Source organism: Chitinophaga sp. CCNWYY40, assembly GCF_037483205.1.
Classification (GTDB): domain Bacteria; phylum Bacteroidota; class Bacteroidia; order Chitinophagales; family Chitinophagaceae; genus Chitinophaga; species Chitinophaga ginsengisegetis.
Genome location: NZ_JBBHLF010000009.1, coordinates 37,639 through 64,435 on the forward strand (window position 1 = coordinate 37,639; position 26,797 = coordinate 64,435).

Genomic DNA, 26,797 nt, shown 5'->3' on the forward strand with positions numbered 1-26,797 from the left:
CAAAGCGGGCTTGTCATGATTTTACATCATTTTATAACCCAAATGATGTAAATTACAATATATGATATAATCCAATCCCTCATATTATGTCACATGAAAACCAGTATAGCGGGGTGATACATTCACCATCCACCGCTGCCGCGTACAACCATAGTATTTCAGGAATATCGAAGCCCGCTGTTCAGCCAGTTCAAAGAGTATCTGATGAAAAGGATCATGAAGAAGATCCGTTACAAATGCGTAATGGGCCTAAGCCATTTCAATTAAAGTCCAATAATACCGGTTTGCCTGATAACCTTAAATCCGGCATTGAAAACCTGTCGGGTTATTCAATGGATGATGTAAATGTACATTACAATTCAGGCAAGCCTTCACAACTACAGGCGCACGCTTTTGCCCAGGGAACGGATATACACCTGGCATCCGGCCAGGAAAAACACCTGCCGCATGAAGCCTGGCATGTTGTACAGCAGAAACAGGGACGGGTAACGCCCACCATGCAATTGAAGGGTAAGGTAAATATCAATAATGATTCAGGGCTGGAAAAAGAAGCGGATGAGATGGGACAAAAGGCGGTACAGTTATCGAAAGATCCTGCAACCGGGCCTTACAAGGCCTTCAAACAGCAGGCGGCTGCTTCGGTTGTACCTACGGCTCAACTGATGCAGATCAACGGCGTGGACCTCACTGAATCGTCGAAACTGGCAGACCTGAAGCTCGCCATAGGCTGGAGCCCGCACCTTGGAATAACCAAGCCGCTGAAAGACAACGAGAAAACGGAACTGCTAAGGCTGATCCGGCTGCTTAAAAGCGACGATAGCAGCGTGAGTGATATAGTTGAAGACCTGGAAAAAGAATCATCTGAAGAAGAGGAAGATGGAGGATATGGAGAAGGTTTTGGAGAGGAAGCAGGATTCGGAGAGGAAGATTTTAAAGGAGTGCAAAGCTTTTCGTTACCCGAGGTAAGCCAGCAGCCAAAACGCCGCCAGACTCCTGAAGAGTTTGGATGGGAAAACTTTCCTGAAACCTACAAGGGGCTGAAAAAACTCGGGGTGCATGAAACTGATTTCGCAAACCTGGAGAGCCTCGTGGCGAAGGGACCTGCAGTGGAAAAAGTGGATTCAGCTAACCATATCGGTAAAGGGCGCGGTTTTTATGTAACACCCGTAGGAAAAAAGAAACTGGCAACCGTTGTTGACGGTATTGTATATGGCGACAGTTTTGTTGCTATATATATCAAATCAAACATTGGAGCGGTAAGGTCACCTAACGAAGAAAGTAATCATACCGAGATCCTCGATAAGGAGCATGGGAATGAATTATGTTACTATATCATGTCCGGGGGTGGGGAAATTGTTATTCCGGAAAGATGCTTCCCTTATGTAAAAGCAGTATCGGTACTGGAGCAGCTACATCAAATCAGAGAGGAGAAGAAAAAGAAAACGGGGAAAAAGGAGAAAGAAAAAGAAGTAGATGAAGATCATGGCCGTGGCGAACATGAAGTTGGGTTGAACCCGGACCATCAGTTAGCGCTGGCCATTTACAATGACGAGGTGGACTTTGTACGGAGACTGAATAAATTATCAGATGATTACAACAGTGCCACATCCGTGAGTGTTAAAAAAAGAATTAGGCAAAGATGGATGTTCCTCGAAGCGAGATTATTTAACAGATGGCAGACGAATGGCCGTCAATATACACTCTGGTTAGATGTAAGGCCGATTGGCACCCATACTGATTTCCCACCGCATCCATAATGTGCCTTCTCCGGCTGCTGTTATTACCAGATCCGGGAAAGTAAATTATGCCATGAAGTGATAACAAAAAAACACTATTTTTACGAATAGGCGCCGTTGTTATCAACTACAGCGGGCTACTCAATATGTAAGTAGTCATCATCCTTTCAACTATGAAACATTCTTTCTTTTTTAACCTTCTGCTTATCACCTGCATTGGTGTGACCAGTAATATCTATGGACAAAAATGCCCGGGCCATCCCTTGTTCAGCAACATGTCCAATTTTGAAGTATCGGATTGCGTTAACCGGGAGTTCGACAAGCTGGAGTTTACGCTGAACGACAAATCCCCAAACGGTTATAGCGTTGTGGAAAAATCCGGAGAATTCCTGGAAGTATCCTTTCGCTGGCTGGGTGACTTTGAAAATCGACCCGCCCCCGTTCAGATCTATCAAAATTATAAGAATGCCATTGTAAAGGCAGGTGGTGAGCTACCGGATGCCTATAACAAAAACAGCACGCTGTATGGCAAAATCAAAAAGGGAAGCGACACATACTGGTTGCAGGTTTATACAGACGGCAGCGGCTATTATACGGTAACCAGTGTAAAAGAAGGCGCTATGCGCCAGGATGTGGAAGCCATCACCGCCGAGCAGATAAAAAAAGGAATGAAAGAAGAAGGGAAAATGGCCTTTTACGGTATTTATTTTGACACCGACAAGGCAACTATCAAACCTGAATCTACTCCCAGTTTGAAAGAAATAGCCAGCTTTTTAAAAGCGGATCCCTCTCAGAAAGTATTTATCGTTGGGCATACCGATAATACCGGGGATTTTCAGCATAACCTTACACTGTCAAAACAACGGGCAACCGCTATTGTAAATGAGTTGACCACCAAACATGGTGTGAGTGCCGGACAATTGACGGCGGAAGGGGTCGGCCCCTTATCACCCATAGGCTCTAATGCAACGGAAGCAGGTAAAGCCAGCAACAGAAGGGTAGAATTGGTACGCAGGTAAGCGCAGGATGATCCGACTATGAAGATAAAAAAGCAGCCGGAGGATTAACCTCCGGCTGCCTGAAAATTCATTCGGCAATAACTATAACGTCTTCTTCAGTTTCACTTCTACCGTCTCTCCTTCTTTTTCTATCTTCACTACCTTTTTAACAGTGGCTGAAGTGTTACCAACATAACTTCTGACAGTTGTATTCTCAGAGGTTCCCTGGTACAGGCCATTTACATAAGTATCCGTATAACCTACCACTTCAGTTCGCCTGGACGTATGTACATAACCAATTTCCGCAAAAATCAGGTAGTCGCCGGGCATCAGGTTTACAAATTCAAAATGGCCCTTGTCATCATATACAGTTGTTGTTTTGATACATTCCGCCGCTTCTTTCGGAAGTGGTACTGCCCTTCCCTTTTTCCTGGATGCTTCATTTAATTTTATCCATTCTTTAAAGAAATCGGTATAGGGGATCAAAACAATGGATGTACCTGCGCGGGCGTATTGTTTTTTATTTATATTAATCACTGCAATACCACTAAGCATTCCTTCATTTTCATTGTCTTTCGCATACACTTGTCCACTGATCACCGCACTGCCCGACTTTATCAGTTTCATGGTAGCCACTTTATCAAAAGTGCTCTTGAAAGGATTAAAATCTGTCTCTCTGTCAACCATCAGAATATGCTGGCCGGCATTGGAAAATATATCCACCTTCCATAACCTGCGGGTTTCTTTGTCGATGTAATACACGTACTTATCGTTGGTGGCCTGTTCAAAAACAGTCACCAGCCAAACCTTATGCGGACCTGTAAGACTACTGGTATACATACCGCTGGTTACTTCTTCAATAATCGCCTTTTTCAGATTAACGGTATTCTCCGGTCTGTAATCATACACCGGCATGCTGGCACTGTATCCGGAAGCAAGGGGAAGTAATCCAAGTAAATAGGGATAGCAATACCCATCAAAAAAAGTTTCGTTTACCGGTTCTTTGATAACACGTTTCTCCCCGCTTTGTTTGTCGTAATGGTACCCTGTAACTTCCTTTCCATAGTTGATCCTCAGGTCATACTTGTCGTTGAATGAAGACCTGTAAAGAGGCGTGAAAGTTTTCCCATCAGAAATAATGGTGTCAATCCGTGGGTCACTGGCACCAACCAGGTTTAATGTGGTAACGATAGACATCGTTTCTTTGTTCGCATTAATATCAATGATAAATGAACTGATCTCCGTCTCCCTGCCCCCATCTACAATATAGCAGCCCATTTCATACTTCCCGGTTTTGAGATATTTTGTTTCAAAAGGAATCTTTCCCGGCGTTAAGGCAACTTGTGCATTACACAAACCCGCTGTAATAAGAAGTATCAGCGTAAAAAAAATGCCCGGTACCCGGGAATACTTAAAAGGATGAATGATCATGTTGGGTTTAATATGCTTTGTTCAAAATAAAGGTAGCCGGTTCTGAAACGGTCTTTTGCCTTGTAATCTGCAATATACTTAGATTACCATCTTTCACCATCAAAAGTAAATGCTTTTCCGGCTCACTGATCTACTGGTAAGCAGGTATTTTTTCTACTGGTTTACAGGTATTTTTCTGAGTTCCTGCGTGATATGGGGGATGTTTTTATTTTTTCTGTTAAGAAGAATTTTGTACTTTTCCTGATCCTTATAAATCGGGTAACGCTACTCCATCACCAGGATAAAAGTTATTCTCTAAGAAAAAACAATATCTTCTCAGATCATATTCTGCATCCGAATTGAGGTAATCTATGTAAAGCTGTTCCCTTCCCCTGTTCATTTCTTTTAGGGCGGAGTCATTTAACTGGTATATTAAATCGGCCTTACCGGCCCACCAATTTTTACATTGACTATACGTCCAATATTTATTCCCGTTACAGGAATAGCTGTCGAACACCTCTACAGCCCCGGCATCGATAACGCACAACAATTCAGCATAACTTTGGGGTTGTTTAAAAACATACTCCTGGCAATTGGCGTCAAACAGTACATTAAAAGGCGCTTCTGTCTCCCCTGTACCACAACTATCAGACTCTCCGGTATAAAATGTTCCGGGGAAATTAAAAGGATGCTTTTGGGGCCAATGATCGTTATCCAGGCAATCCAGGCTTGACGCTGAAAATTCAAGTACTTTTAACAGCTCCCTGCGTATCATTTCATCTGCATCATGCCTGTAAAAAAAAGAGAAGAAATCCTTGCCATACCTCTCTTCCAACATGGGAACCTTATCATTTACTTCCTTTAAATGCTTCTTAATATATACTTCAATATTGAATTCAGTTCTTCCTCCAGCCTTTTTGAAAATGTTCCTTAAAAAGTTCATGATCATTTTAAATCTTTGATATTTACATTTCAAGATATCGATAATGCCGTTAACAATCGCTGAAAAAATTCTCCGTACAGAAGCCCCCTATTTCCTTCCTCCACCACCTCATTATCACCCCCTATAGGAATTCCCGCATTTATTTATTTAAATTGCCGGTGTAAAACGCCACGTTGTGAATACTATAGCTGCTTTGAAACAAGGTAACCTTTTGGTATTTAATGAAGTATACTATTCGTGCCACAAAAGGATCTACTATTTTATTCTCCGGAAAACAAAGTCTCCTTTCATCGCAGAGGAGGTGGCGCAGCTTACATTCATCAAGTTCTGGAACTACCGGGAAAGCCTGGCAGACGATCTCGACGTACAGCTCCAGCTGTTCCGGATTGCTCGTACCACCCTGATCGACTTTCTCCGGAAGGAAACCGTGTACAAAGAAAAGGTGGTCCACGTGATTGAGCAGTACACCCTGCCGGCAGATGACCTCTGGGGCCGGCTGGCCGAAAAAGAGCTGCAACATAAACTGGCCCACGCACTGGAAGAAATGCCGCCGATGCGCCGCAAAGTATTTGAAATGAGCCGATTTAAAGGTATGAGCCATCAGCAGATAGCGCATGAACTTTCCTTGTCGTCCAGAACTGTGGAGTCACATATCTTTCAGGCCATCAGGCAAATAAAACATTATCTCCGTCTGCTGCTTCCCCTCCTAGCCTGGCTTTTCCCGTTTTGAAAATATTTTTACGTTTCAACTAAGTAGTCTGTCTTTCACAAACGTATTACTTATCTATCAGCCGTACATAACATGATAAATGACGAATTACTGGCGCGGTTCTTTAGCAATCAATGCACACCGGAAGAAGCCCGTGAGGTAGCCACCTACCTGCAGGAACATCCGGATATGCTGGAGAAATACCTGCCGGAAGAAGAATTTCTGCAGATACAGGACGATGGCAATTTTCCGGAAACGGTTTCCCAACAGTGGCTGAAAAACATCCACCGCCAAACCGTATTTGCCAATAGCCGTACAAAATGGGCGAAACGACTGGCCATCGCGGCAGTAACCGCAGGCGTGCTGATAGGAGGAAGTTTGTTACTGGTAAACCGCGACCAGGAAAAGGAAACAGTTGTTGCGTCCGCAACAATCGCATCTATTCCGCCGGAACAACAGGAACGCAAAGAAAACACCAGCGGCAAAACCATCACTACCGTGCTGCCGGATGGATCAGTGGTACAGCTTTTCCCGGATGCCAGCATGGTGTATAATAAACAGTTCAGGGACAACAGGAATATATATCTTACAGGAGAGGCAGATTTTACTGTAGTAGCCGATAAACAACACCCCTTCGTGGTGTATAGCAGCGAACTGTATACTACCGTACTGGGTACCTTTTTTCATGTGAAAGCGATCCCCGGGGAAGATATGATTACCGTACGGCTGAACACCGGTAAGGTGTTGGTACAGGGAGCCCCCAACAATAAGAAGGTAGTACTTACACCAGGAAAAGAACTCCGGTACTACCGCAAAACAGGAAGATCCATCGTGGCAGATTTCAATACTACGGGCACGGGTATATTAGTAAAAGCAGGAAACAACAACACCGGGAATGCAAAGCCGGACTGGTATAAATTTAATAATCAACCAATGGCGCAGGTCCTCGATCAGCTGAGTAACTATTACGGTGTAGCCATCTATTATTATCCGTCGGATGTAACAGAGATCTACTTCGATGGTAAATTTGAAAAGACCGACTCGCTGGTGAAGATACTGACCGATTTAACGCTTCCCAATAATCTGAAGCTGATCAGAAACGATAGCGGATTTATTATTAAGAAGAAATAATTCAACAACTATAGTTCTATTCCACAAAAGGCGCAAAGGCGCCCGGGGCTTGCTATGCCCCGGATTTTTAAAAAACACGTCCCAGTTATGAAAATGTTTTATCGACCAAAATGGCATTTGCCCCTGCTGCTATGCATGCTGATAGCAGGCCTTTCCATGTCCTCTCAGGCGCAGGGTCGCCTGCAGGTAACCGGCACCGTGCGTACCGATCAGGGCGAACTCCTCCCCAATGCCTCCGTAGTGGCGCTGAATGAAAAAACAAAGTATTCTGCCGGCGTAGTTACCGACAGCAACGGCATATTCCGTTTCTCCGGACTGCCGCCTGAAGGCAAATATCTACTCAGCATTTCTTACATGGGCTTTGAAACACAGCAACTCAATAACGTCAGCCTCAAGCCTGGCGCCACACTCACTTTTTCCGTGCGCCTCGTGAAAACGGTAGCAGCCCTGAACGATATCATCGTTATCGGCTATGGCTCCGCCCGGAAAAAAGATGTGGTAGGCGCCTTCAACGTGGTAACGGTAAAAGAAGCAGGCGCTGTAAATGCTACCAACCCCTCACAGCTGCTTATCGGTAAAGCTGCCGGTGTACAGGTAGTGCAAAACAGCGGCGCTGCCGGTGCAGATGCCCAGATCATTATCCGCGGTACCGGTAGTTTCACCGACATCAATCCGCTGTACGTGGTTGATGGTATCCAGGGAACCAAAAACCTGTTCAATACGCTCAATCCGCAGGATATAGAAAGCATCACCATTCTGAAAGATGCGTCTTCTACTGCTATCTACGGCTCTGCAGCTGCCAACGGCGTGGTGATCATCACCACCAAAAAAGGAAAGCCCGGTCCGCCCCGTGTTAACTTTACTTCCCAATGGGGCATCGCTAAAGCATGGAAACAACTGGACCTTCTCAACGCAGTGCAGTACGTTGATGCGTTGAAAGATCTCGCCGCTACCAAAAATGCCGTACTGCCCGCGAAATTCAATACTCCGGCGGTATTACAGGACAGCACCAACTGGCAGGATGCCATTTTCCGCAACGCCCTTGTATCCGAACACGATCTGAACATCAGCGGCGGCGGTGAAAAAGTAAACTACTCTGTATCTGCCACCTATATCAATCAGCAGGCGATCATAACCAACGCTACCAACAAAAGATTCCAGGCACGCGTGGGGCTGGAAGAAATACTGGGACGCTTCCGGTTTACCCAGAACCTGATATTCAGACAATATGTGAGCAATGGCAACTATGCCAGCATTATCAATGCCATTCAGTACGCCCCGTATAAACCCGTGCTGGACGCATCTATACAGGGCGGTTATTCTATCATGTCAAACATCGACGACTACAGCAACGCCAGTAATCCGCTCCAGGATATTTCCATGAGAAGTCAAACGACTAAATCACTGGCCTTTTTCCCTCAGCTGTCGGGCGAAGTACGTATCATCGACGGACTGAAATTCCGCTCACAGTTTGCAGCAGAAGTGAACTCCAACCGGAACAACAGCTACCAGCAACAGTACCAGTCGTCCAACTTCCTGAACCAGGCCCGCCAGTCGATGCTGGGCTTTACAGAGAACTCCTATTACATGCTGGAAAACTATCTGTCGTACGACAAAATACTCGGCAAACACCAGCTCTTTTTAATAGCGGGACAAAGCTATATCGACCCGGGTATCACCAACGGCTCTACTATAAGAGGTACCGGTCAGCCCAATGATAATATCCCCAACGTAGGCGTAGCTTCTTCCCAGTCTGTTACCAACTCCTATTCCAACTATGCCCGTCCTTCCGTGATCTCTTATTACGGCCGGTTGAACTATACTTTTGATGATAAATATATCCTGACCACCAGCTACCGCAGGGATGGCGCCTCCAACTTCGGTATTAATAACCGTTATGGTAACTTCGCCGCAGCGGGCTTGTCGTGGCGCTTTTCAGAAGAAGGATTTATGAAGAAGGCATTCCCTGTATTGTCGGATGGTAAACTCAGCGCAAGCTGGGGACAAACCGGCAACAACAACATTCCTAACTTCCTGAATACCGCGAAAACGTACCAGGGTACACCCGGAGGTGCACTGGTATATTCCTTTGGCAGCACGGAAACATTTGTATCCGGCACCACTATCACCACTTTAAGTAACCCCGATTTAAAATGGGAACAAACCGCCCAGACAGATATCGGTATCGACCTGGCATTTTTAAATAACCGCCTCACCATCGAAGCCGATTGGTACAACAGGAAAAGTACCGGCCTGCTGGTTACTACCCTCCTGCCGGGAAGTATTGGCGTAAGCCCTACCGGCACGCAGCCGCGGAAAACAGTAAATGCTGCAGACGCGCAAAATAAAGGCTTTGAACTCACCATCGGTTACAGGGATAAGATCAATAGTAACTTCAGCTACAACATAAGCGTGAACGGATCCATCAACAGCAACGAGGTACTGTCATTAGGCGACCAGTTTTCCGCGCCTATCCAGGCAGGTGCTTTCACACCCGTACCAGCTACAACCTACACTGCTGCCGGCTATGCCATCGGTTCTTTTTATGGCTACCGTTTGGATCATGTGGCCCGGGATGCCGCGGAAATTACAGCGCTTGACCAGGAAGCCGCTAAAAAAACAGGCGTGGCAAACGCTAAATTCCAGGATGGTTTGTTACCGGGAGATTTTATTTATAAAGATATCAACGGCGATGGCGTAGTTAACGCGAAAGACCAGGAAATACTGGGCAACGCCATCCCGAAATATATTTACGGCATCAACGCCGGCGTAACGTATAAGAACTTCGACCTGAACGTGGTACTATCCGGTATCAGCGGATTAAAACTTCTGAACGGCTTAAAATTAAATACCAGCATTATGGCTACCGGTCATAACGCTTCTACTGACATACTCGACAGATGGCGCCAACCCGGTGATGTAGCGGCTTTACCAAGAATAGGCCAGAATGCTACGGGCAATGGAAACCTCCGTCCATCCGACTGGTGGCTGGAAGACGGCAGCTACCTGCGTTTGAGGAATATTACCATCGGTTACAATGCACCGGTGTCGATGTTAACCAACATCACCAAAGGCACTGTTAAATCGCTCCGCATTTACGTAGCAGCGCAAAACTTAGTCACCATCACTAATTACACCGGTTACGATCCGGAAATAGCAGGCGATTACCTGTTTGCGCGGGGTATTGATCAGGGACAGGTACCACAGCCAAAAACTTTCCTGGCAGGTATTCAACTAGGGTTTTAATTTTTAAAAAGTATTTTATGAAGAAGTATATATATCAATTGCTCCTGGTAGCCACACTGGTCGCCGTCGCACCCGGATGTAAAAAATCCCGTCTCGAGCTGGTGGATCAAAGCGCCTATGCGTACGATACTTATTTTACAAACATAGGTGCGCTCAACCAGGCTACTGTGGCCAGTTACGCCACGCTGCTGCATCCGGGGTTATGGGCACGGGAGTATTATTTTATTTTCGACCTGATGGGACACGATGCCAAACGTGCCAGCTTTTTGCAGGGCCCCGAACAGGAACTCGGTGATTACAGTTTTGGTTCCAACAACTCAAATCTCAGCGCATTATGGGGCTCCCTGTACCGCATGATATTCCGGACCAACCTCGTGATCGACCGTGCTGCAGCCTGGAATCCCACCGCTACCGCCGATCGCGCCAAACTGAACCAGTACCTCGCAGAGGTAAAGTTCCTGCGGGCGTATGCCTACTTTCACCTGGTAACATTATGGGGAGATGTGCCACTGTACACCGACTATCAGACCACACTTAATAACAACTATTTATCCCGCAGCCCTGCTGCCGATGTGTGGAAACAGATAGAAAAAGACCTCACAGAAGCCCAGGCTACTGCCGAACTGCCTGCCGTATATCCCACCGCAGAATTGGGCAGGGCTACCAAAGGCGCTGTCACAGCCCTTCTTGGCAAGGTATACCTCTACCAGAAAAAATGGGTACCTGCACAAACAGAATTCGAAAAACTGATGGGCGCCCCGTATGCGTATCAACTCGATCCTTCCTTTGATAATGTTTTCAGTACCACCAACCAGAACACGCCGGAAAGTATCTTCCAGATCATGAACCAGCAATGGACCGACTGGGGCATTGGTTCACCCTACTATATGTTTGGCAACGGTGCAGAACAGGTAGGCAAACAAACGCATTCCGGCCGTGCAATGGAATACGGCTGGAACGATTGGAAGAACGTGTACATCAGCAATGCAGCCGTAAAAGCATTCACCTATACCAACCCTGCTAACGGTCAGCTCTATACGGATCCACGCGCCAGATCCACCTTCTACGGCACTGCCGCCTCCGGCGGAGACACGCTGTACTGCCAGCAATGCGCTACCGGTGCAAAGGCATATCCCTTTGATCCAGCCGATCCCCAGGGCGATTATCGCTGGAAGAAATACGAATACTATAACCTCATGGAAAAATATGGCGATCCGAAAAGCCCGATCAACGGACAGGTGATCCGCCTGGCAGATGTAATGCTCATGCTGGCTGAAGCGCAGATCCAGCAAGGGAATACAGGCAATGCTCCCCTGGCGCTGATCGACAGTGTACGTTCCCGCTCGCACGCATTTTTATATACCACGCTGGGCGATAAAGAAAACGCCATGAAAATACTGATACGCGAACGCCAGCTGGAATTGTGCGGTGAGCAGTCCCGCTACTTCGATCTGCTGCGCTGGGGTATTATCAAACAAACCATCAACGCAGAAAAGGCCGCAGAACCCGGCACCGGCACACAACCGTTCCAGGACAAACACCTGCTGCTGCCTATTCCCGATGCAGAAAAAAATTACAATCCTAATGTAGCCAGGGCTGTCAACAATGGCTGGAATTAATCACATAAAAAACAGCCGGGATTAACGACCGTCAGGAAATACTAATAAAAAGCCCGGGGCAATGCTCCGGGCTTTTTATATGGGAATTCTTCTGCTGCAATTAAACAGGGAAACTATTCCTTTCTCAAACTTATCACCGGGTTTATTAACGCCGCTTTAATAGCCTGGTAACTTACTGTTGCAACGGCTATTACTACGGACAGGATACACGCAACTGCGAATACCCACCAGTGAATGGCAACACGATATTCATAATATTGCAGCCATTTATACATCGTCCAATATGATAATGGCGCCGCTATTACAAATGAAATAATAACCAGCTTTACAAAGTCTTTAGCCAATAAGGCAGTAATACCGGCCACTGAGGCGCCTAATACTTTCCGCACACCTACTTCCTTGATCCTGCTTTCTGCCATATATGTAGCAAGACCAAACAACCCCAGGCAGGAAATAAAAATGGTAAGCCCCGCAAATAAAGCGGCTAAAGTGCCCTGGCGTTGTTCATTCTCAAATTTCCGCGCGTAGGCTTCATCTATAAACTTATACTCAAACGGATAATCCGGGTTGTATTTTCTGAAAATAGATTCCATTTTTTCAAGGTTCTTCGCAGTAGCATAATCTCCGTTTAGTTTTATCTGCACCACTTTAAAAGTCATAAAGCTACTCTTCGCACCGCATATCAATATTGGCCTCGTCGGCTCATAAGGGCTGGTAAGAATAAAATCTTTAATGACTCCTACAATATGCCAGTCAACCCCAAGATCACTTACTACTTTACCAATCGGATCTTTAAACTTCATTACTTTCAGCGAGGATTCATTTACAATGAGCGCTGATGAATCAGTAGGGTATTTTTTCAGATCGAAATCACGGCCTTCAATAAACTGTAACCCTGCCGTAGCGCCCAAACCTTCATCCGCTAAATACCGGTCGAAAGATGTTTTATCATTCGGATCCTTCCCTTCCCACTTCTGTCCCCATCCATTACTCCACCTTTCAGTAAGCGGGGAGTTTGTTTTTGTAACTGATTTCGCAACACCGGATTCAAGCAATTCATTTTTTATCAGCGCGTAATTCTTTGATATATCACCTGTCATAAAATGATACACCAGATTATCTTTATTATATCCTGTTTCCCGCTCACGGGCATAGTCTATCTGCTGCTTTACAATAATAGTACAGATGATAAGAACAGTGGCAAATGTAAACTGCAGTACCACCAATACTTTTCTTGGCGTTACCAACGCATTTGCTTTTTTAAAGGTGCCTTTTAATACTTTAACAGGTTGGAAAGAGGAAAGAAAGAAGGCGGGATAGCTGCCGGCTAACAAACCGGTAAACAGGATAAACCCGATAAACGCCATCCAGGTATAGACATTGCTAAAATCGAGAAATAGTTTTTTATCCGTAAGCTGGTTATAGGCGGGCAAACTCAGCTGAACAATAAGGATCGCCACCATACCGGCCAGAAAGGCAATAAAAACGGACTCCCCGATAAACTGACTGATAAGTGAACTCTTCTGTGCCCCCACTACTTTTCTTATTCCAACTTCCTTCGCCCGCTTTTCACTTCTTGCGGTACTCAGGTTCATAAAGTTGATGCAGGCAATCAATAATATTAACCCGGCAATAATGCCGAATATTTTTACGAATGTACTACGGCCGCCGTTATCTTCCCCACCATTGGAGAAGCTTGAATATAAACGCCAGCGGTCAAGCGGGTAAATAAACATCTCCCATTTCATCGTTTTTGCCTCATCACTATAATGCTGCTTCAATTCTTTTATTTTAGCATCAGCGGAAGCATAGCTTACATTTGGTTTCAGCATTACATAAGTAGGGGTACTGTTATCGCTCCAGCCTAAATCCGTTCCTTCCCTGTATTTTAAAGATGACATGGGCAACAGGTATTCAAAATCAAATCTTGTATTGCCAGGTAAATCTTTTAAAATACCGGTAACCGTAAAATTATCTTTATTCTCAATTTTTATAATTTTCCCCATTGCATCTTCATTGCCGAATAAACTTTTAGCAGTTCTTTCAGTAAGCACTACCGAATGCACATCATTCAGCGCTGTAATGGGATTGCCTTTCAGCATCGGGAAGGTGAACATCTGGAGGAAACCGGTATCTGCCAGCATGCCCGACTTTATTAGTTTTTTATCGCCCACTGAAAGAAGACCACTACTGGGACCTACCCTTACCGCACGCTCTACTTCAGGCAGATCTTTTTCCACCGCGCGGGCCGTTAATGCCGATACGGTATTCCAGTATGAGAGCTTACCCTCAATGGGTACACGATTCCATACTTCGTATATCCTGTCCTTGTTGGCATGAAACCCGTCGTAGCTTCGTTCGTCCTGTATCCACAACAAAATAAGTATCGCGGCAGCCATGCCTACAGCAAGCCCCGTAATATTGATGGCTGAAAACCCTTTGTTACGCCACAGGTTGCGGCAAACGACCTTGAAGAAATTTCTGATCATAATAGATGGATGATTCCCGGACTGCAACGTACGGGATTTGCGGGAATGCTGCGCCAAGACAATGCCGGATACCTATTTAATTGATTTACAACAAAGTAGCTGTATCATAAATATGGTTTTGTTCATTTTCGATACAAAAATTGTCCGCTTTTGAACACAAAAGGCCGGGCTTCCCACTTATGATAATATAATATCAAAATCGGGTAATACTGCATAGTGTACCTATCCAAAGATAAGTTAACTTGGTTTGGTCATTATTATGAGCAGTCAAAACCACGATTATACTTCTTTTTGGACAACAGGGGATCTTTCATCGTTTAAAGAAATGATGAAAGCGTTCACTCCTTCCCTGAAGCATTTCGCCGGTAATATTGTAGGTAATGAGGCAGAAGCCGAAGAAATTGTGGCAGATGTATTTATCAAAATATGGCAACAACGGCTACAAGTCACCTCCCCTGACGATGTCCGGTATTATCTTTTTAAAGCCGTTAAAAACACCGCGCTCAATTACCTGAAAAGCAATGGCCGCCGCACTACGCACCATACCGCCTGGGAAATACAGGTAAACCGCGTTACTTCCAAAAACCCGGAAGACATCCTGATCAGCAAGGAACAGCTATCGCACATCAATGCCGCCATCAACTCCTTACCCCACCGCTGCCGCCAGATCTTCATCCTCGTAAAAGAAGAAGGGCTCACCTATGAACAGGTAGCCACGCTGCTGGACCTCTCCAAGGCTACTGTAAATGTACAAATGACCATCGCCCTCAAAAAAATATGGGCGGCACTGGGTTCCTCCATCCAATATTCCTACTCCTGACTTTTTTTTCGCCCACCTTAATTGTTTTTCTTTTTTGCGTTGTCTTAATAGTGAATCAACTGAAATCATACTTTCTGTAAATGACCAAACGATTATGGGAATTACTGGCGCTGCATTGGAGCGGCGAGATTTCCACGGAAGAAAAAACGGAACTGGACAAGCTCCTGCTGGAGCATCCGGGAGACTGGCTCAGGACGGGACAGCTGGAGCAGCTATCTTTTAAAAAGATACCGGCTGCTGAAGAAGAAGCGCATACCGATGCCCTGATAGACAAGGTGATGGGAACCATTACTGCGGAACCGTCTTTAACCGGGAAAAGCTCCCGGAAAAAGTTCCTGCACGCCTATAAATACCAGCTATCCGTAGCCATCGCCATGCTGGGTATAACGGCCATGCTCACCTTTGTGTACCTGTACCGGCAACATCCCGGGTATAAGATCGTATCCACCGATGCCGGTATGAAAACAAAGATCCGTTTATCTGATGGCAGCATTATCTGGCTCAATGCCGGCAGCACTTTAAGGTATCCGGAAAAACTGGATAAGGCTAAAAGAGAAGTATACCTGAGCGGGGAAGCATATTTTGATATCAAACAGGCGCCTAACCGGCCGTTTATCATCCATGCACAAAAAATGGATATACGGGTACTGGGCACCGCGTTTAATGTCCGCTCCTATAAAGATGAAGATTTTGAGGAAACCGCCGTGATTTCAGGAGCAGTGGAAGTAACGGCAACGGATGAACGTAAAGTGATGAAGGTGATGCCAAACCAGAAAGTAATTCTCCGGAAAACAATAAACGATCATACCGGAACAAACAACAGCATCGCCGGATCAGGTAATAAAGAACAAACAAAAATTGAACGTCAGCCACTGTCTGTCCTTTCATCAACAGATACCATTCATGTAATGGAAACTGCCTGGATGAACAATCAACTCATATTCCGCAATGAATCACTGCTGGCGCTTTCGCTGCGACTGGAACGCTGGTACGGAGTGAAAATCAACATCGAAAACCAACAACTGGCCACGTTAAGATTTTCCGGACGGGCAGATAATATTTCTATTGAAAAACTGCTGGAGGTACTCCAGAATATTCAACCATTCAATTATTCCATTCAGGATGATATAGTGACAATCAAGTAAACCAGAAGTTATGAAAAATAGTATCATGATCGGGGAGCGACCTCCCTAGCGGCATCGCTATGCCGGAATCTCCGTTATGGACCTCCACAGATTTTCAGATTTATTGATTTTATAAGCTCACTTCCAGGTTATGAAAATAGCATTGAAACAAACCACGTTCGCCTTACGTTGTAATAGACGAAAATTATTTCTCATGATCAAATTTACCGGAGTATTGTTCCTGCTGTTTTTCCAGGCCACTGCAGCAGGATTTTCGCAGAATACGATATCCGTGTCCTTCGTTAATGCAGATATCGAGAAAGTGTTCCGCTATCTCGAGAAAAAAACGACCTACACATTTTATTACAGCAATAACGAAACAGAGAAAACACCCAAACTCAGCCTCACCATGGAAAAGGCTGATATCCGGGAAGTACTGGATGCCGTAGCACTCAAAACCGGTCTTCATTATACTATCCTCGATAACAGCATGGTGGTATTTAAAAACGCCGGTGAACGGATTCAAACAAAAAAAATTACCGGGAAGGTAGTGGATGAAAAAGGCCAGCAACTTCCCAACATTACGGTGCAGGTAAAGGGTACCACCATCGGCACATTAACAACAGTAGACGGGTTGTTTACACTACAGGTGCCGGAAAATGCCGTCCTGGTAGTATCTGCCATCGGTTATCTCAAACAGGAAATACCTGTTGCCGGTCAATCTTCCTTCAACATCGTCCTCAAAGAAGATGTATCAGGATTAAATGAAGTAGTGGTAGTGGGTTACGGCACACAGGAAAAACATAAACTAACCAGTGCAGTAGCTACTATTTCCGGTGCAGAGCTGAACAAACGGGTAGCCACCAACCCCGTGTCCCTGCTACAGGGACAACTTCCGGGATTGCAGGTTACCCAGGGCTCCGGCGAACCGGGAAATGAAAACATCCAGTTACGCATCCGCGGCATCAGCACTTTTAGCGGCGCAGGTAATGACCCGCTCGTGGTAATAGATGGTTTACCGGGAAGCCTGAGCGTTTTAAATCCCAACGATATCGAATCTATTTCTGTATTGAAAGATGCCGCATCCGCAGCCATCTATGGCTCCCGCGGCGCCAATGGCGTAATTGTAGTGAAAACAAAAAAAGGACGCGCCGGTTTTTCTCTCACCTATGGATATAATCTCGGCGTTTCAAAAGCAGCCAAACTGCCGCAGACTATTTCCAACTCGGCAGAGTACATGCAGCTGTCCAACGAAGCCCGGACTAATTCAGGTCTTGCACCGCTTTATACCCAGCAGCAGATCGATCTGTACCAACAGGCTACCGACCGGGTGAAATACCCCAATCACAACTGGCTGGACGATATTTTCCGCACGGCTTACACCCAGAACCATTACCTGAATATGAGCGGCGGAAAAGAAGGTACTACGTACAGTCTTGGTTTAGGTATCAGCAACCAGCCAGGCGTGTTAATCGGCTTCGACTATAAAAAATATACCCTGGACCTGGGCCTCAGCTCCCGGATCAACAAAAGGGTGACCATTGGTACCAATGTGCAGATGCGGTACGCCGACAGGAAATATCCTGAAAACGGTGCAGGCGATATGTTCCTTTCTGCCCTGGCACAGTCGCCCCTCTACCCTGCCTCCAGCGATGGAAAATGGATCAAGAAAGCCTACTCCAATGAACTGGGTAATAAAAACCCTGTGGCCATCGTGGATGAAGATGTCCGGGTTAAAACAAACGACTATTACGCGCAGGGAAACCTCTCCCTCGATGTGGACATCGTGGATGGATTGAAATGGGAAAACAGGGCAGGCATGAACTACGACAACTACAAATACAATGACTTCAGGCCCGTTGTACCTACCTACTATTTCAGTGACATGAGCCCCGCCGGATTGCTCGACGACGGTACACCCGGGCTGACTGTGGGCAACACCGGCAACATCTACACCGTTTATTACAGCCAGTTTACCTACAAAAATAAATTCGGCGACCATAACCTCTCCGCGCTGGCAGGTTATCAGCAGGAACAAAATAAAGCCGATACCCTCAATGCCAGCCGCACACAGTTTCCAACCAACCTGCTGAGAGAACTGAATGCAGGTCCCACAGAAGGCCAGGCCAATAACGGAACGTCCGGTACCTGGGCTATCCGCTCGTTTTACGGTAATGCGAATTATGATTATAAAGATAAATACCTGCTCGGCGCCAGCGTAAGATACGACGGCACTTCGCGGCTGCCTTCAGATACCCGCTGGGGATTGTTCTATTCCTTTTCCGGCGCATGGCGCGCATCAGAAGAATCATTCCTGAAAAATGTTACCTGGATAAACGACCTGAAGCTACGCGCTTCCTGGGGCCAGCTGGGCAACCAGAACATCGGTACCTATCCGTATCAGTCCACGCTCGATAACAGACCTTATGCCTTTGGCTCCAATGTTTCTACCGGCTTTACCGGCAGCCAGATCATAGATCCCACTCTTACCTGGGAAACTACAAGGGTATTGGACCTCGGTCTTAATCTCACTGCATTTGATAACCGGCTTACCTTCACCGGCGACTGGTTCAATAAATATACCTTTGACATCCTCCGCAGCTCCCAGGTACCGCTGTGGCTGGGATTAGCAGCCCCTATTATCAATAACGGAGCCGTAAGAAACAAGGGATTTGAATTCAATGTACAATACAACGATAAGATCGGGAAAAACTTTACCTGGTATATTGGCGCCAATTTCCAACGCTACAAAAATATACTGGAAGAATTTGGCAAGCGTGAAATCAGCGGTACCACCATCCGGGAAGAAGGACATCCTTTGGATGAATACTACCTCTATCAGTGGGATGGCATTTTTCAGAGCACAGATGAAATTGCCAAATCGCCCAAACAACCTGTAGACGCCACTCCCGGCGATCTGAAAATAAAAGATGTGAATGGAGATGGGGTGATCGATGATAAAGACCGGACCTATACCAAAGGAAAATATCCCACTTTCCAGTATGCTTTTAATCTTGGTGCATCATGGAAAAACTTTGACCTGAGCGCACAATTCTATGCTTCACAGGGACAAAAGATCTATGTAAACGGATGGGGAATAGAACCTTTCCGGCAAGGCTCCGTACCTACTACAGACTGGCGCAACCGCTGGACACCGGAAAACCCCAGCACCACTATGCCAAAAATATATGTAGCCGATGGATACGCTCCCGTTCAGAACTATGCCTCCACTTACTTCCTGAAAGATGCCTCTTTCCTCCGGCTCAGGAATGTGCAGCTGGGCTACAACCTGCCGGCAGCCACTATTACCCGGGTAGGTATAAAATCGCTGCGGGTGTTCTTTACCGCTGAAAATGTATTCACCATCAGCAAATTCCCGGGACTTGATCCCGAACGCGTGGGAGACGGTAACTATGTTACCTATCCGCAAACCAAAACATACACTTTTGGCGCTATGGTTCAGTTTTAATTTCTTCTGTTAAAAGTTCAGTTATGAAAAAGATTCAGCAATTAATATTCACGATAACCGCTACGGCTTTTATATTGTGCAGCGGATGCAACAAAGATCTGCTGGATGTAACGCCTCCGGATAAACTGTCGTCTGCTTTTTTCTGGAAAACACCCGATGATGCGGACAAGGCCCTCACCGGCCTGTACAACTACCTCTACGCCGGCAGCGGTGGATATGCGACCTCACAGTTTACCGTTTTCGCGTGGGATAATTTCACGGACGACTCCTACGGTCAGTATAACTATGGCGGCGGTTTGAACGCCCTCACTTCGGGCATCACTCCACAGTCCGGCGATTTTGTATACTCCTACTACAGCAACTGCTACCAGGCCATCGCCGCGGCCAATTCTTTTCTTGCCAACGTAGATAAAGTACTCAGCGGCGATCAGCTAACAAAATATAAAGCAGAAGCATACTTCCTGCGGGCATTTCACTATTTCTGGCTGGCGCAGCTCTATGGCAATACCGTCATTTTTACGGATGATCCTTTCAAAGAAGATTATAAATCCACCCGGGCTAAATCCGACAGGGCCGAAGTATTGAAACTGGTACTGGCCGACCTCGATCTCGCCATCGCCTCCCTGCCCGATGCAGGTTATACAAATGGCCATGCCGTAAAAGCTACTGCCCAGGGATACAAAGTAAGAGTGCTCCTGTTTCAGAAACGCTACGCTGAAGCCGCCGCGCTGGCAAAGGAAATCATGACGGCCAACAAATTCAGTCTGTTTGCAAACTACGCCGCCAATTTTTATAAGCCTGATCAGAATAACAGCAAGGAAATCATGTTCTCTGTAAAATACCAGCGTCCCAATATCCTGCACCAGGATGTGGCCATTTCTGTAAATCTCCAGCGCTGGAAAGGAGAACAGGGTACGCAGGACCTGATCAACGAATACGAAGCCGCAGATGGCAAGGATACCGCTTCCTCAGCTGTATACGTAAAAGGGAAACCGTTTGAAAACCGCGATCCCCGCATGCGCCTCACCTTCTTCTTCCCCGGCGATACCAAAGCACAGGGATGGCCCTTTACCGGCGCCCTCTCCATAGCCACACCGGGAAAAGATAGCTGGACCGCTGGTTATTACGCCGTAAAAAAATGGCTGGATCCAAGTCTTACTGATCCCGACTACGGCACCATCGACGACAACGACTTTGTGCTGCTCCGCTATGCCGATATCCTGCTCATGTATGCAGAAGCGCAGAATGAAGCAACCGGGCCCGATGCCTCCGTATACGCCGCCATCAAGCTTGTCAGGAACCGGAGCAATATGCCCGACCTGCCTGCCGGACTATCCCAGGCCGAAATGCGCACCCGGATCCGGCATGAAAGAAGAGTGGAGTTTGCCCTGGAGGGCATCCGCTATTTTGATCTGAGAAGATGGGGCATTGCCGTTCAAAAACTGGATGGCTTCGTACCCAATCCACTGCAACCTACCATCAAAACTAAATACAAAGCCAATTATGAGTTCTGGCCTATTCCACAAACGGAGATAGACCGGAACGCGCCGGTACTGATCCAAAACGATGGATATTAAACCATCATAAAACAGCAAAGCCCTGGAGTAATTCCAGGGCTTTGCTGTTTTATGATAAGAAACTATCTCACTTCTTCAAAAGGCACGTCTGTAACATCTTCCGTTCCACCCGCCGGTTGCGCATGGGTTTGTGCGCTCTCATTAGCAGTCTGACCGGCTTTATACATATCTTCGCTGGCAGCCGTCCATGCCGTGTTCAGGTCGTTAATAGACCGGTCGATGCCCGGAATGTCCTGTTGTTCATGCGCATACTTTAATGCCGCTACGGCGCCGGTGATGGCCTCTTTCTTATCTGCCGGAATTTTGTCTCCATACTCCTTCAACTGCTTTTCTGTCTGGAAAATAAGACTATCGGCCTGGTTCATTTTTTCAACTTTCTCCCTGGCTATTTTATCGGCCGCTTCATTTGCCTTTGCATCGGCTCTCATTTTTTCCACTTCTTCCTTACTTAATCCACTGCCCGCTTCTATCCGTATCTTTTGTTCTTTGCCACTGCCTTTATCTTTAGCGGTTACGTTCAGAATACCATTTGCATCAATATCAAATGCCACTTCGATCTGGGGCATTCCTCTCGGAGCAGGCGGGATGCCATCCAGGTTAAAGATCCCTAAACTTTTATTGTCTTTTGCCAGCGGACGGTCGCCCTGCAATACATGCACCTGCACGCCGGGCTGGTTATCGGCAGCAGTTGAAAACACTTCCGATTTTTTTGCGGGAATGGTGGTATTGGAAGGGATCAGTGTGGTCATTACACCGCCCATTGTTTCAATCCCCAAAGAAAGCGGGGTAACGTCCAGTAGCAATACGTCCTTTACCTCACCGGTTAATACCGCTCCCTGGATCGCCGCCCCGATGGCTACTACTTCATCCGGGTTCACGCTTTTATTGGGCTTCCTGCCAAAGAATTTTTCGACGATCTCCTGCACCTTTGGAATGCGGGTACTACCGCCCACAAGGATCACTTCGTCAATATCAGCAGGTTTCAAACCGGCATCTTTCAAGGCTGTTTCGCAGGGTTTCAGGCAACGGCTGAAAAGGCTATCCGCCAGTTGCTCAAATTTTGCGCGGGTTAATTTCCTGACCAGGTGTTTGGGCACGCCATCCACAGCGGTAACATACGGCAGGTTGATCTCCGTTTCGGTGGCTGATGACAATTCCACCTTAGCCTTTTCTGCCGCTTCTTTCAGGCGTTGCAGCGCCATCGGGTCTTTCCGGAGATCGATGGATTCATCTTTCTTAAATTCATCTGCCAGCCAGTCTACAATAACTTTATCAAAATCATCTCCTCCCAGGTGGGTATCTCCATTGGTGGATTTTACTTCAAATACACCGTCGCCCAGTTCCAGGATGGAAATATCGAAGGTGCCGCCTCCGAGGTCAAACACTGCCACCTTATGATTTCTGTCGCCTTTATCCAGCCCGTAGGCCAACGCCGCAGCGGTAGGCTCATTTACAATACGCCGCACCTTTAATCCGGCTATTTCACCCGCTTCTTTAGTCGCCTGACGCTGCGCATCATTAAAATAAGCCGGTACCGTAATAACGGCTTCGCTTACCTCCTGGCCTAAGTGGTCTTCCGCTATCTTTTTCATTTTCTGGAGGATGATAGCAGAAATTTCCTGCGGGGTATACAAACGGCCGTCGATGTCAATACGAATGGTATCATTGTCGCCACGCACCACTTTGTAACTGACATGTGAAAGCTCGCTTTGTACTTCATCATACTTACGGCCCATAAAACGCTTTACGGAAATAATCGTGTTCCGGGGATTAGTGATCGCCTGCCTTTTAGCGGGATCTCCTGTTTTACGTTCCCCGTTTTTCAGAAATGCAACAACAGATGGGGTGGTACGGCGTCCCTCATCGTTGGCTAAAACCACCGGCTCGTTACCTTCCATTACGGCAACACAGCTGTTGGTGGTTCCCAGGTCAATCCCAATAATTTTACCCATAGCATTAAATTTTTCTTTTGAATAAAAAAAACAGCAACTGGTTATATACAGGAGAATAGCTGAAAATGCATTAAATTCCGTTACAATAATAAACAACTATCGGATGATGATTTGTTTAGAAAGCTGTTGAAAATGGTGAAAAAATTGACGAATATTATTCATCAAATCACCACGCAATAGTTGCTATCTGCAACATCTCCTAAATTTGAAAAGAAGTCAGTTAACATAATTTATTAAATTCCAATAGCCTAACTAAATATGAGCAGAGCAATACACCATGAATCGCAGAATGTTACCGATTACCCCAACAATAACACCATCTTCACTGTCTGGAAGTTTAAGGAGGGTGCAGAAATAAAACCTGTTTTTGAACAGCTTTGCGGCCTGATAGCCAATCTTAATCATACCTTTATTATAAGGGCACCCGGTGGACGCGCCACCTGCGTAATGGGGGTCGGATACGAAGCATGGCTGAAGCTATCCCTGCCCCGGCCCATCCCGAAAGAGCTGAGAAATTTTGAACCGGTGGCAGGCGCAAAACATACGGCAGTGGCCACTCCGGGAGATCTGCATTTTCATCTCCGGTCAACTGACATGTCTATTTGCTTTGACATGCTCACTGCTATAACAGCGGTGTTATCACCGGTGGCCGATTGTCTGGAAGAAGTACATGGCTTCAGGTATTGGGATGGCCGTTCTATTCTGGGCTTTGTGGATGGCACGGAAAACCCCATCGGTAACGAGCGGCAGCACTTTGCCCTGGTGGGTGACGAAGATCCGGTTTATAAAGGCGGAAGCTATCTTTTTGTGCAGAAATACCTGCATAATATGAACGGGTGGACAAAGCTCTCCACCGAAGACCAGGAGAAAGTAATTGGCCGTTATAAGATCAGCGATATAGAGATGCCCGACGAGGTAAAGCCCGATAATTCCCATAGCGCCTTAGCCAGCCTGGATGACGATAACGGGAATGAGCTGAAAATAGTAAGGGATAACATGCCCTTTGGCAACCCCGGCAAAAATGAAGTGGGCACCTACTTTATCGCATATGCAAACACATTCAGTACTACCTTTAAAATGCTGGAGCGAATGTTTATCGGCGTTCCGGCAGGCAATTACGACCGGATCCTCGATTTCAGTACGGCCCATACCGGCAGCCTCTTTTTTGCTCCGTCGATGGACATGCTGAAGCAGTATACCGCAGATGGCGCAGCATGATTTTATCTATCAATAAGTAATATTTAAACGGAATGGATTATATCGATTACTATAAGATTCTGGGCGTTCCCAAAGATGCTTCTGCAGAAGACATAAAAAAGGCATACCGGAAACTCGCGCGTAAACATCACCCGGATTTAAACCCGAATGATCCGCAGGCCGGGAAAACTTTTCAGCAGATCAATGAAGCGAATGAAGTATTAAGTGATCCTGAAAACAGAAAGAAGTATGATCAGTATGGCGCCGACTGGAAACATGCCGATCAGTTTGAAGAAGCGCGCCGGCAGCAGCAAGCCTCGGGAGGCGCCAGGGGCAACCCTTTTGGAGCCGGTGGCAGCGGCGGATACCAATCGTTCAATGAAGAAGACGGCGACTTTTCCGACTTCTTCAACTCCATGTTCGGCAACCGCGGAGCAGGTGGCCGGCAGGCCCGCTTTAAAGGACAGGATTACCGCGCATCCATGCAGGTGAATTTGTCGGATGCCTACAAAACCCACAAGCAAACATTTACGGTCAACGGAAAAAATATACGGATCACTATCCCCGCAGGGATCGAAGACGGACAGGAGATAAAAATTGCCGGCTTCGGCTCGCCAGGCGCAAACGGAGGTCCCAACGGCGATCTCTATATTACTTTTGCGATCCATAACGATACGGCTTTTGTGCGCAAGGGGAACGACCTCTACACCGATATCCCCCTGGACCTTTACAAAGCCCTCCTCGGCGGAGAGGAAACCATCGATACACTGGACGGAAAAGTAAAACTAAAGGTGGCCCCTGAAACGCAAAGCGGCACCCGCGTGCGTTTAAAAGGGAAAGGATTCCCGGTGTATAAACAGGAAGGAACATTCGGAGATCTCTACATCACCTACCAGGTACAAATTCCAAAGAACCTGACAGAAAGAGAAAAAGAATTATTTAAAGAACTTGCTGAAGAGCGCCAAAAAAGGTAGTTATGGACACTTCAAAAAATATATCTGTAGAGCAATGCTGCACTTATTATAAGATTGAAACAACCTTTGTTCAATCCTTAAACGATTATGGCCTGATAACGCTGACGCAAACAGAAGAGGAATATTTTATTGACTACGACCAATTGGCCGATCTTGAAAGATTCGTGCACCTGCACTACGACATGGACATCAACCTGGAAGGCATAGAAGCCATCACCCATTTATTAAACCGCGTCCATGATCTGCAGCATGAAGTAAAACAACTCCGGCGTGAATTGGGACATGGCAAATAAAACAATAAAGATCAGGATTTCTCCGGCTGAAATTCATTTTTAAAAGCCTGTATAAAAATAAAAAATGATCATAAGACAGCGCGCCAATTGGCTCAGAATGTTATTCATATGGGAAGGCTCTGTGCTCAAGAAAATCACTGTCCAGCTGTCAATTATTGCTGTATTCTCCCTGGTTATCCTTTATTTTGACGGAATAATATATTACCACAAGGTACATCTTAACCCGACCATCTTTACATTGATTGGCCTGGCCTTAGCCATTTTCATGGGATTTTGTAATACCGCCAGCTACGACCGGTACTGGGAAGGGCGCAAGCTGTGGGGTACATTACTGATAGAATGCAGGTCTTTAACACGCCAGGCATCCACATTAATTAACGCGCCCGATGAAAGTAAAATACCTTTCACCAAAATGCTGGCAGCCTTCTGCTGGTCGCTTAATTACCAGTTGAGAAACAAGTCCGGCACCGAACATCTTTCCCGCTTACTATCTGCCGAACAGGTAAATTATCTGAAAGACAAAAAACATCCTCCTGTTATTATCCTTGATTTCATCGGACAATGGATCAGCGAACAAAACAAACAGAAACATATTGATACTATTATGCTGGCTGCTATGGACAGTCATCTTAGCCAGTTGTCGCAGGTAATTGGCGGATGCGAAAGGATTTCCAATACACCGTTGCCATTTGCATATAGTGTGTTATTACATCGTACGGTTTACTTTTATTGCTTCTGGTTACCTTTTGGTTTGGTGGATAGTTTAGGCTGGATGATGCCTGTCATTGTGTTGCTGATCAGCTATACGTTTATAGCGTTGGATGCTATCATTTACGAAATAGGGGAACCGTTTGGAGAAGAAGAAAATGACCTGCCGTTAAATACTATCTGCCGGAACATTGAATACTCCATCTTTGAACAGGCGCAAATTCCGCAGGAGCTGCAGGAAAGTAAACCAGCCAGTACCTACGTGATAGACTAGGCTGGTTTTCCTTTATTTTTTTCTTTAGATGGATCATCCGGCACTTTTTCACCGGTTATTGCCAGTCACGGTGCAGGGTTATATAAAATTGAAGAAAAGCGTAAATAACGTTAGCCATTTCTTAAAAT

Annotated in this window: 18 protein-coding genes; 14 read left to right on the top strand and 4 right to left on the bottom strand. The window is 46.2% G+C overall.

Going from position 1 to position 26,797, the window contains the following annotated elements; genetic code table 11:
* The first annotated feature begins 86 nt into the window (after positions 1-86).
* Positions 87-1,757 carry an eCIS core domain-containing protein gene (locus V7S65_RS29760; protein WP_336389372.1) on the top strand — a complete coding sequence of 557 codons (1,671 nt, stop codon included), beginning with the start codon at positions 87-89 and terminating at the stop codon, positions 1,755-1,757.
* A gap of 152 nt (positions 1,758-1,909) precedes the next feature.
* Entirely contained in the window at positions 1,910-2,755 is an 846-nt protein-coding gene (locus V7S65_RS29765; RefSeq protein WP_111580220.1) for an OmpA family protein, read from the top strand.
* Positions 2,756-2,836: 81 nt separating this feature from the next.
* On the opposite strand, the gene V7S65_RS29770 is transcribed toward V7S65_RS29765, so the two are convergent.
* On the bottom strand, positions 2,837-4,165 hold the full coding sequence (locus V7S65_RS29770) for a DUF3108 domain-containing protein (RefSeq protein WP_336389371.1): 1,329 nt from the start codon (positions 4,163-4,165) through the stop codon (positions 2,837-2,839).
* 247 nt (positions 4,166-4,412) lie between these two features.
* Positions 4,413-5,093: a hypothetical protein gene (locus V7S65_RS29775; RefSeq protein ID WP_336389370.1), complete on the bottom strand. Its 681-nt coding sequence runs from the start codon at positions 5,091-5,093 to the stop codon at positions 4,413-4,415.
* A gap of 169 nt (positions 5,094-5,262) precedes the next feature.
* Between V7S65_RS29775 and V7S65_RS29780 the strand changes: the two genes are divergently transcribed.
* From V7S65_RS29780 to V7S65_RS29795, 4 genes are all read left to right on the top strand, one after another.
* Positions 5,263-5,817, top strand: a complete 555-nt coding sequence (locus V7S65_RS29780) for a sigma-70 family RNA polymerase sigma factor (protein WP_336389369.1) — start codon at positions 5,263-5,265, stop codon at positions 5,815-5,817.
* A 72-nt stretch (positions 5,818-5,889) separates the two neighbouring features.
* Positions 5,890-6,927, top strand: coding sequence for a FecR family protein (locus tag V7S65_RS29785; RefSeq protein WP_336389368.1), 1,038 nt, complete (start codon positions 5,890-5,892; stop codon positions 6,925-6,927).
* An 87-nt stretch (positions 6,928-7,014) separates the two neighbouring features.
* Positions 7,015-10,173 (top strand): SusC/RagA family TonB-linked outer membrane protein, encoded by a 3,159-nt coding sequence (locus V7S65_RS29790; RefSeq protein WP_336389367.1) that lies wholly within the window; start codon positions 7,015-7,017, stop codon positions 10,171-10,173.
* Between the two features lie 17 nt (positions 10,174-10,190).
* Complete coding sequence (locus V7S65_RS29795) at positions 10,191-11,792, top strand: RagB/SusD family nutrient uptake outer membrane protein (RefSeq protein ID WP_336389366.1); 1,602 nt, start codon at positions 10,191-10,193, stop codon at positions 11,790-11,792.
* Positions 11,793-11,905: 113 nt separating this feature from the next.
* Here V7S65_RS29795 and V7S65_RS29800 read toward each other — a convergent pair whose 3' ends face one another.
* Positions 11,906-14,281: an ABC transporter permease gene (locus tag V7S65_RS29800; RefSeq protein ID WP_336389365.1), complete on the bottom strand. Its 2,376-nt coding sequence runs from the start codon at positions 14,279-14,281 to the stop codon at positions 11,906-11,908.
* Between the two features lie 259 nt (positions 14,282-14,540).
* Between V7S65_RS29800 and V7S65_RS29805 the strand changes: the two genes are divergently transcribed.
* The 4 genes from V7S65_RS29805 to V7S65_RS29820 all read left to right on the top strand — a co-directional run bounded on the left by V7S65_RS29805 (position 14,541) and on the right by V7S65_RS29820 (position 21,271).
* Entirely contained in the window at positions 14,541-15,101 is a 561-nt protein-coding gene (locus tag V7S65_RS29805) for an RNA polymerase sigma-70 factor (protein WP_336389364.1), read from the top strand.
* Positions 15,102-15,181: 80 nt separating this feature from the next.
* Positions 15,182-16,246, top strand: a complete 1,065-nt coding sequence (locus V7S65_RS29810) for a FecR family protein (protein ID WP_111580213.1) — start codon at positions 15,182-15,184, stop codon at positions 16,244-16,246.
* Between the two features lie 193 nt (positions 16,247-16,439).
* A complete protein-coding gene (locus tag V7S65_RS29815) occupies positions 16,440-19,694 on the top strand; it encodes a SusC/RagA family TonB-linked outer membrane protein (RefSeq protein WP_336389363.1) in 3,255 nt (1,084 codons plus the stop codon).
* A 23-nt stretch (positions 19,695-19,717) separates the two neighbouring features.
* Positions 19,718-21,271, top strand: coding sequence for a RagB/SusD family nutrient uptake outer membrane protein (locus V7S65_RS29820; RefSeq protein WP_336389362.1), 1,554 nt, complete (start codon positions 19,718-19,720; stop codon positions 21,269-21,271).
* Positions 21,272-21,333: 62 nt separating this feature from the next.
* Here V7S65_RS29820 and dnaK read toward each other — a convergent pair whose 3' ends face one another.
* Complete coding sequence (dnaK, locus tag V7S65_RS29825; protein ID WP_336389361.1) at positions 21,334-23,223, bottom strand: molecular chaperone DnaK; 1,890 nt, start codon at positions 23,221-23,223, stop codon at positions 21,334-21,336.
* Positions 23,224-23,481: 258 nt separating this feature from the next.
* On the opposite strand from dnaK, the gene V7S65_RS29830 reads away from it, so the two are divergent.
* The 4 genes from V7S65_RS29830 to V7S65_RS29845 all read left to right on the top strand — a co-directional run bounded on the left by V7S65_RS29830 (position 23,482) and on the right by V7S65_RS29845 (position 26,669).
* On the top strand, positions 23,482-24,441 hold the full coding sequence (locus V7S65_RS29830) for a Dyp-type peroxidase (RefSeq protein WP_336389360.1): 960 nt from the start codon (positions 23,482-23,484) through the stop codon (positions 24,439-24,441).
* 32 nt (positions 24,442-24,473) lie between these two features.
* Positions 24,474-25,394 (top strand): DnaJ C-terminal domain-containing protein, encoded by a 921-nt coding sequence (locus V7S65_RS29835; RefSeq protein ID WP_079473081.1) that lies wholly within the window; start codon positions 24,474-24,476, stop codon positions 25,392-25,394.
* A 2-nt stretch (positions 25,395-25,396) separates the two neighbouring features.
* On the top strand, positions 25,397-25,687 hold the full coding sequence (locus V7S65_RS29840; protein ID WP_111580208.1) for a chaperone modulator CbpM: 291 nt from the start codon (positions 25,397-25,399) through the stop codon (positions 25,685-25,687).
* A gap of 64 nt (positions 25,688-25,751) precedes the next feature.
* On the top strand, positions 25,752-26,669 hold the full coding sequence (locus V7S65_RS29845; RefSeq protein ID WP_336389359.1) for a bestrophin family protein: 918 nt from the start codon (positions 25,752-25,754) through the stop codon (positions 26,667-26,669).
* Positions 26,670-26,797: the final 128 nt, after the last annotated feature.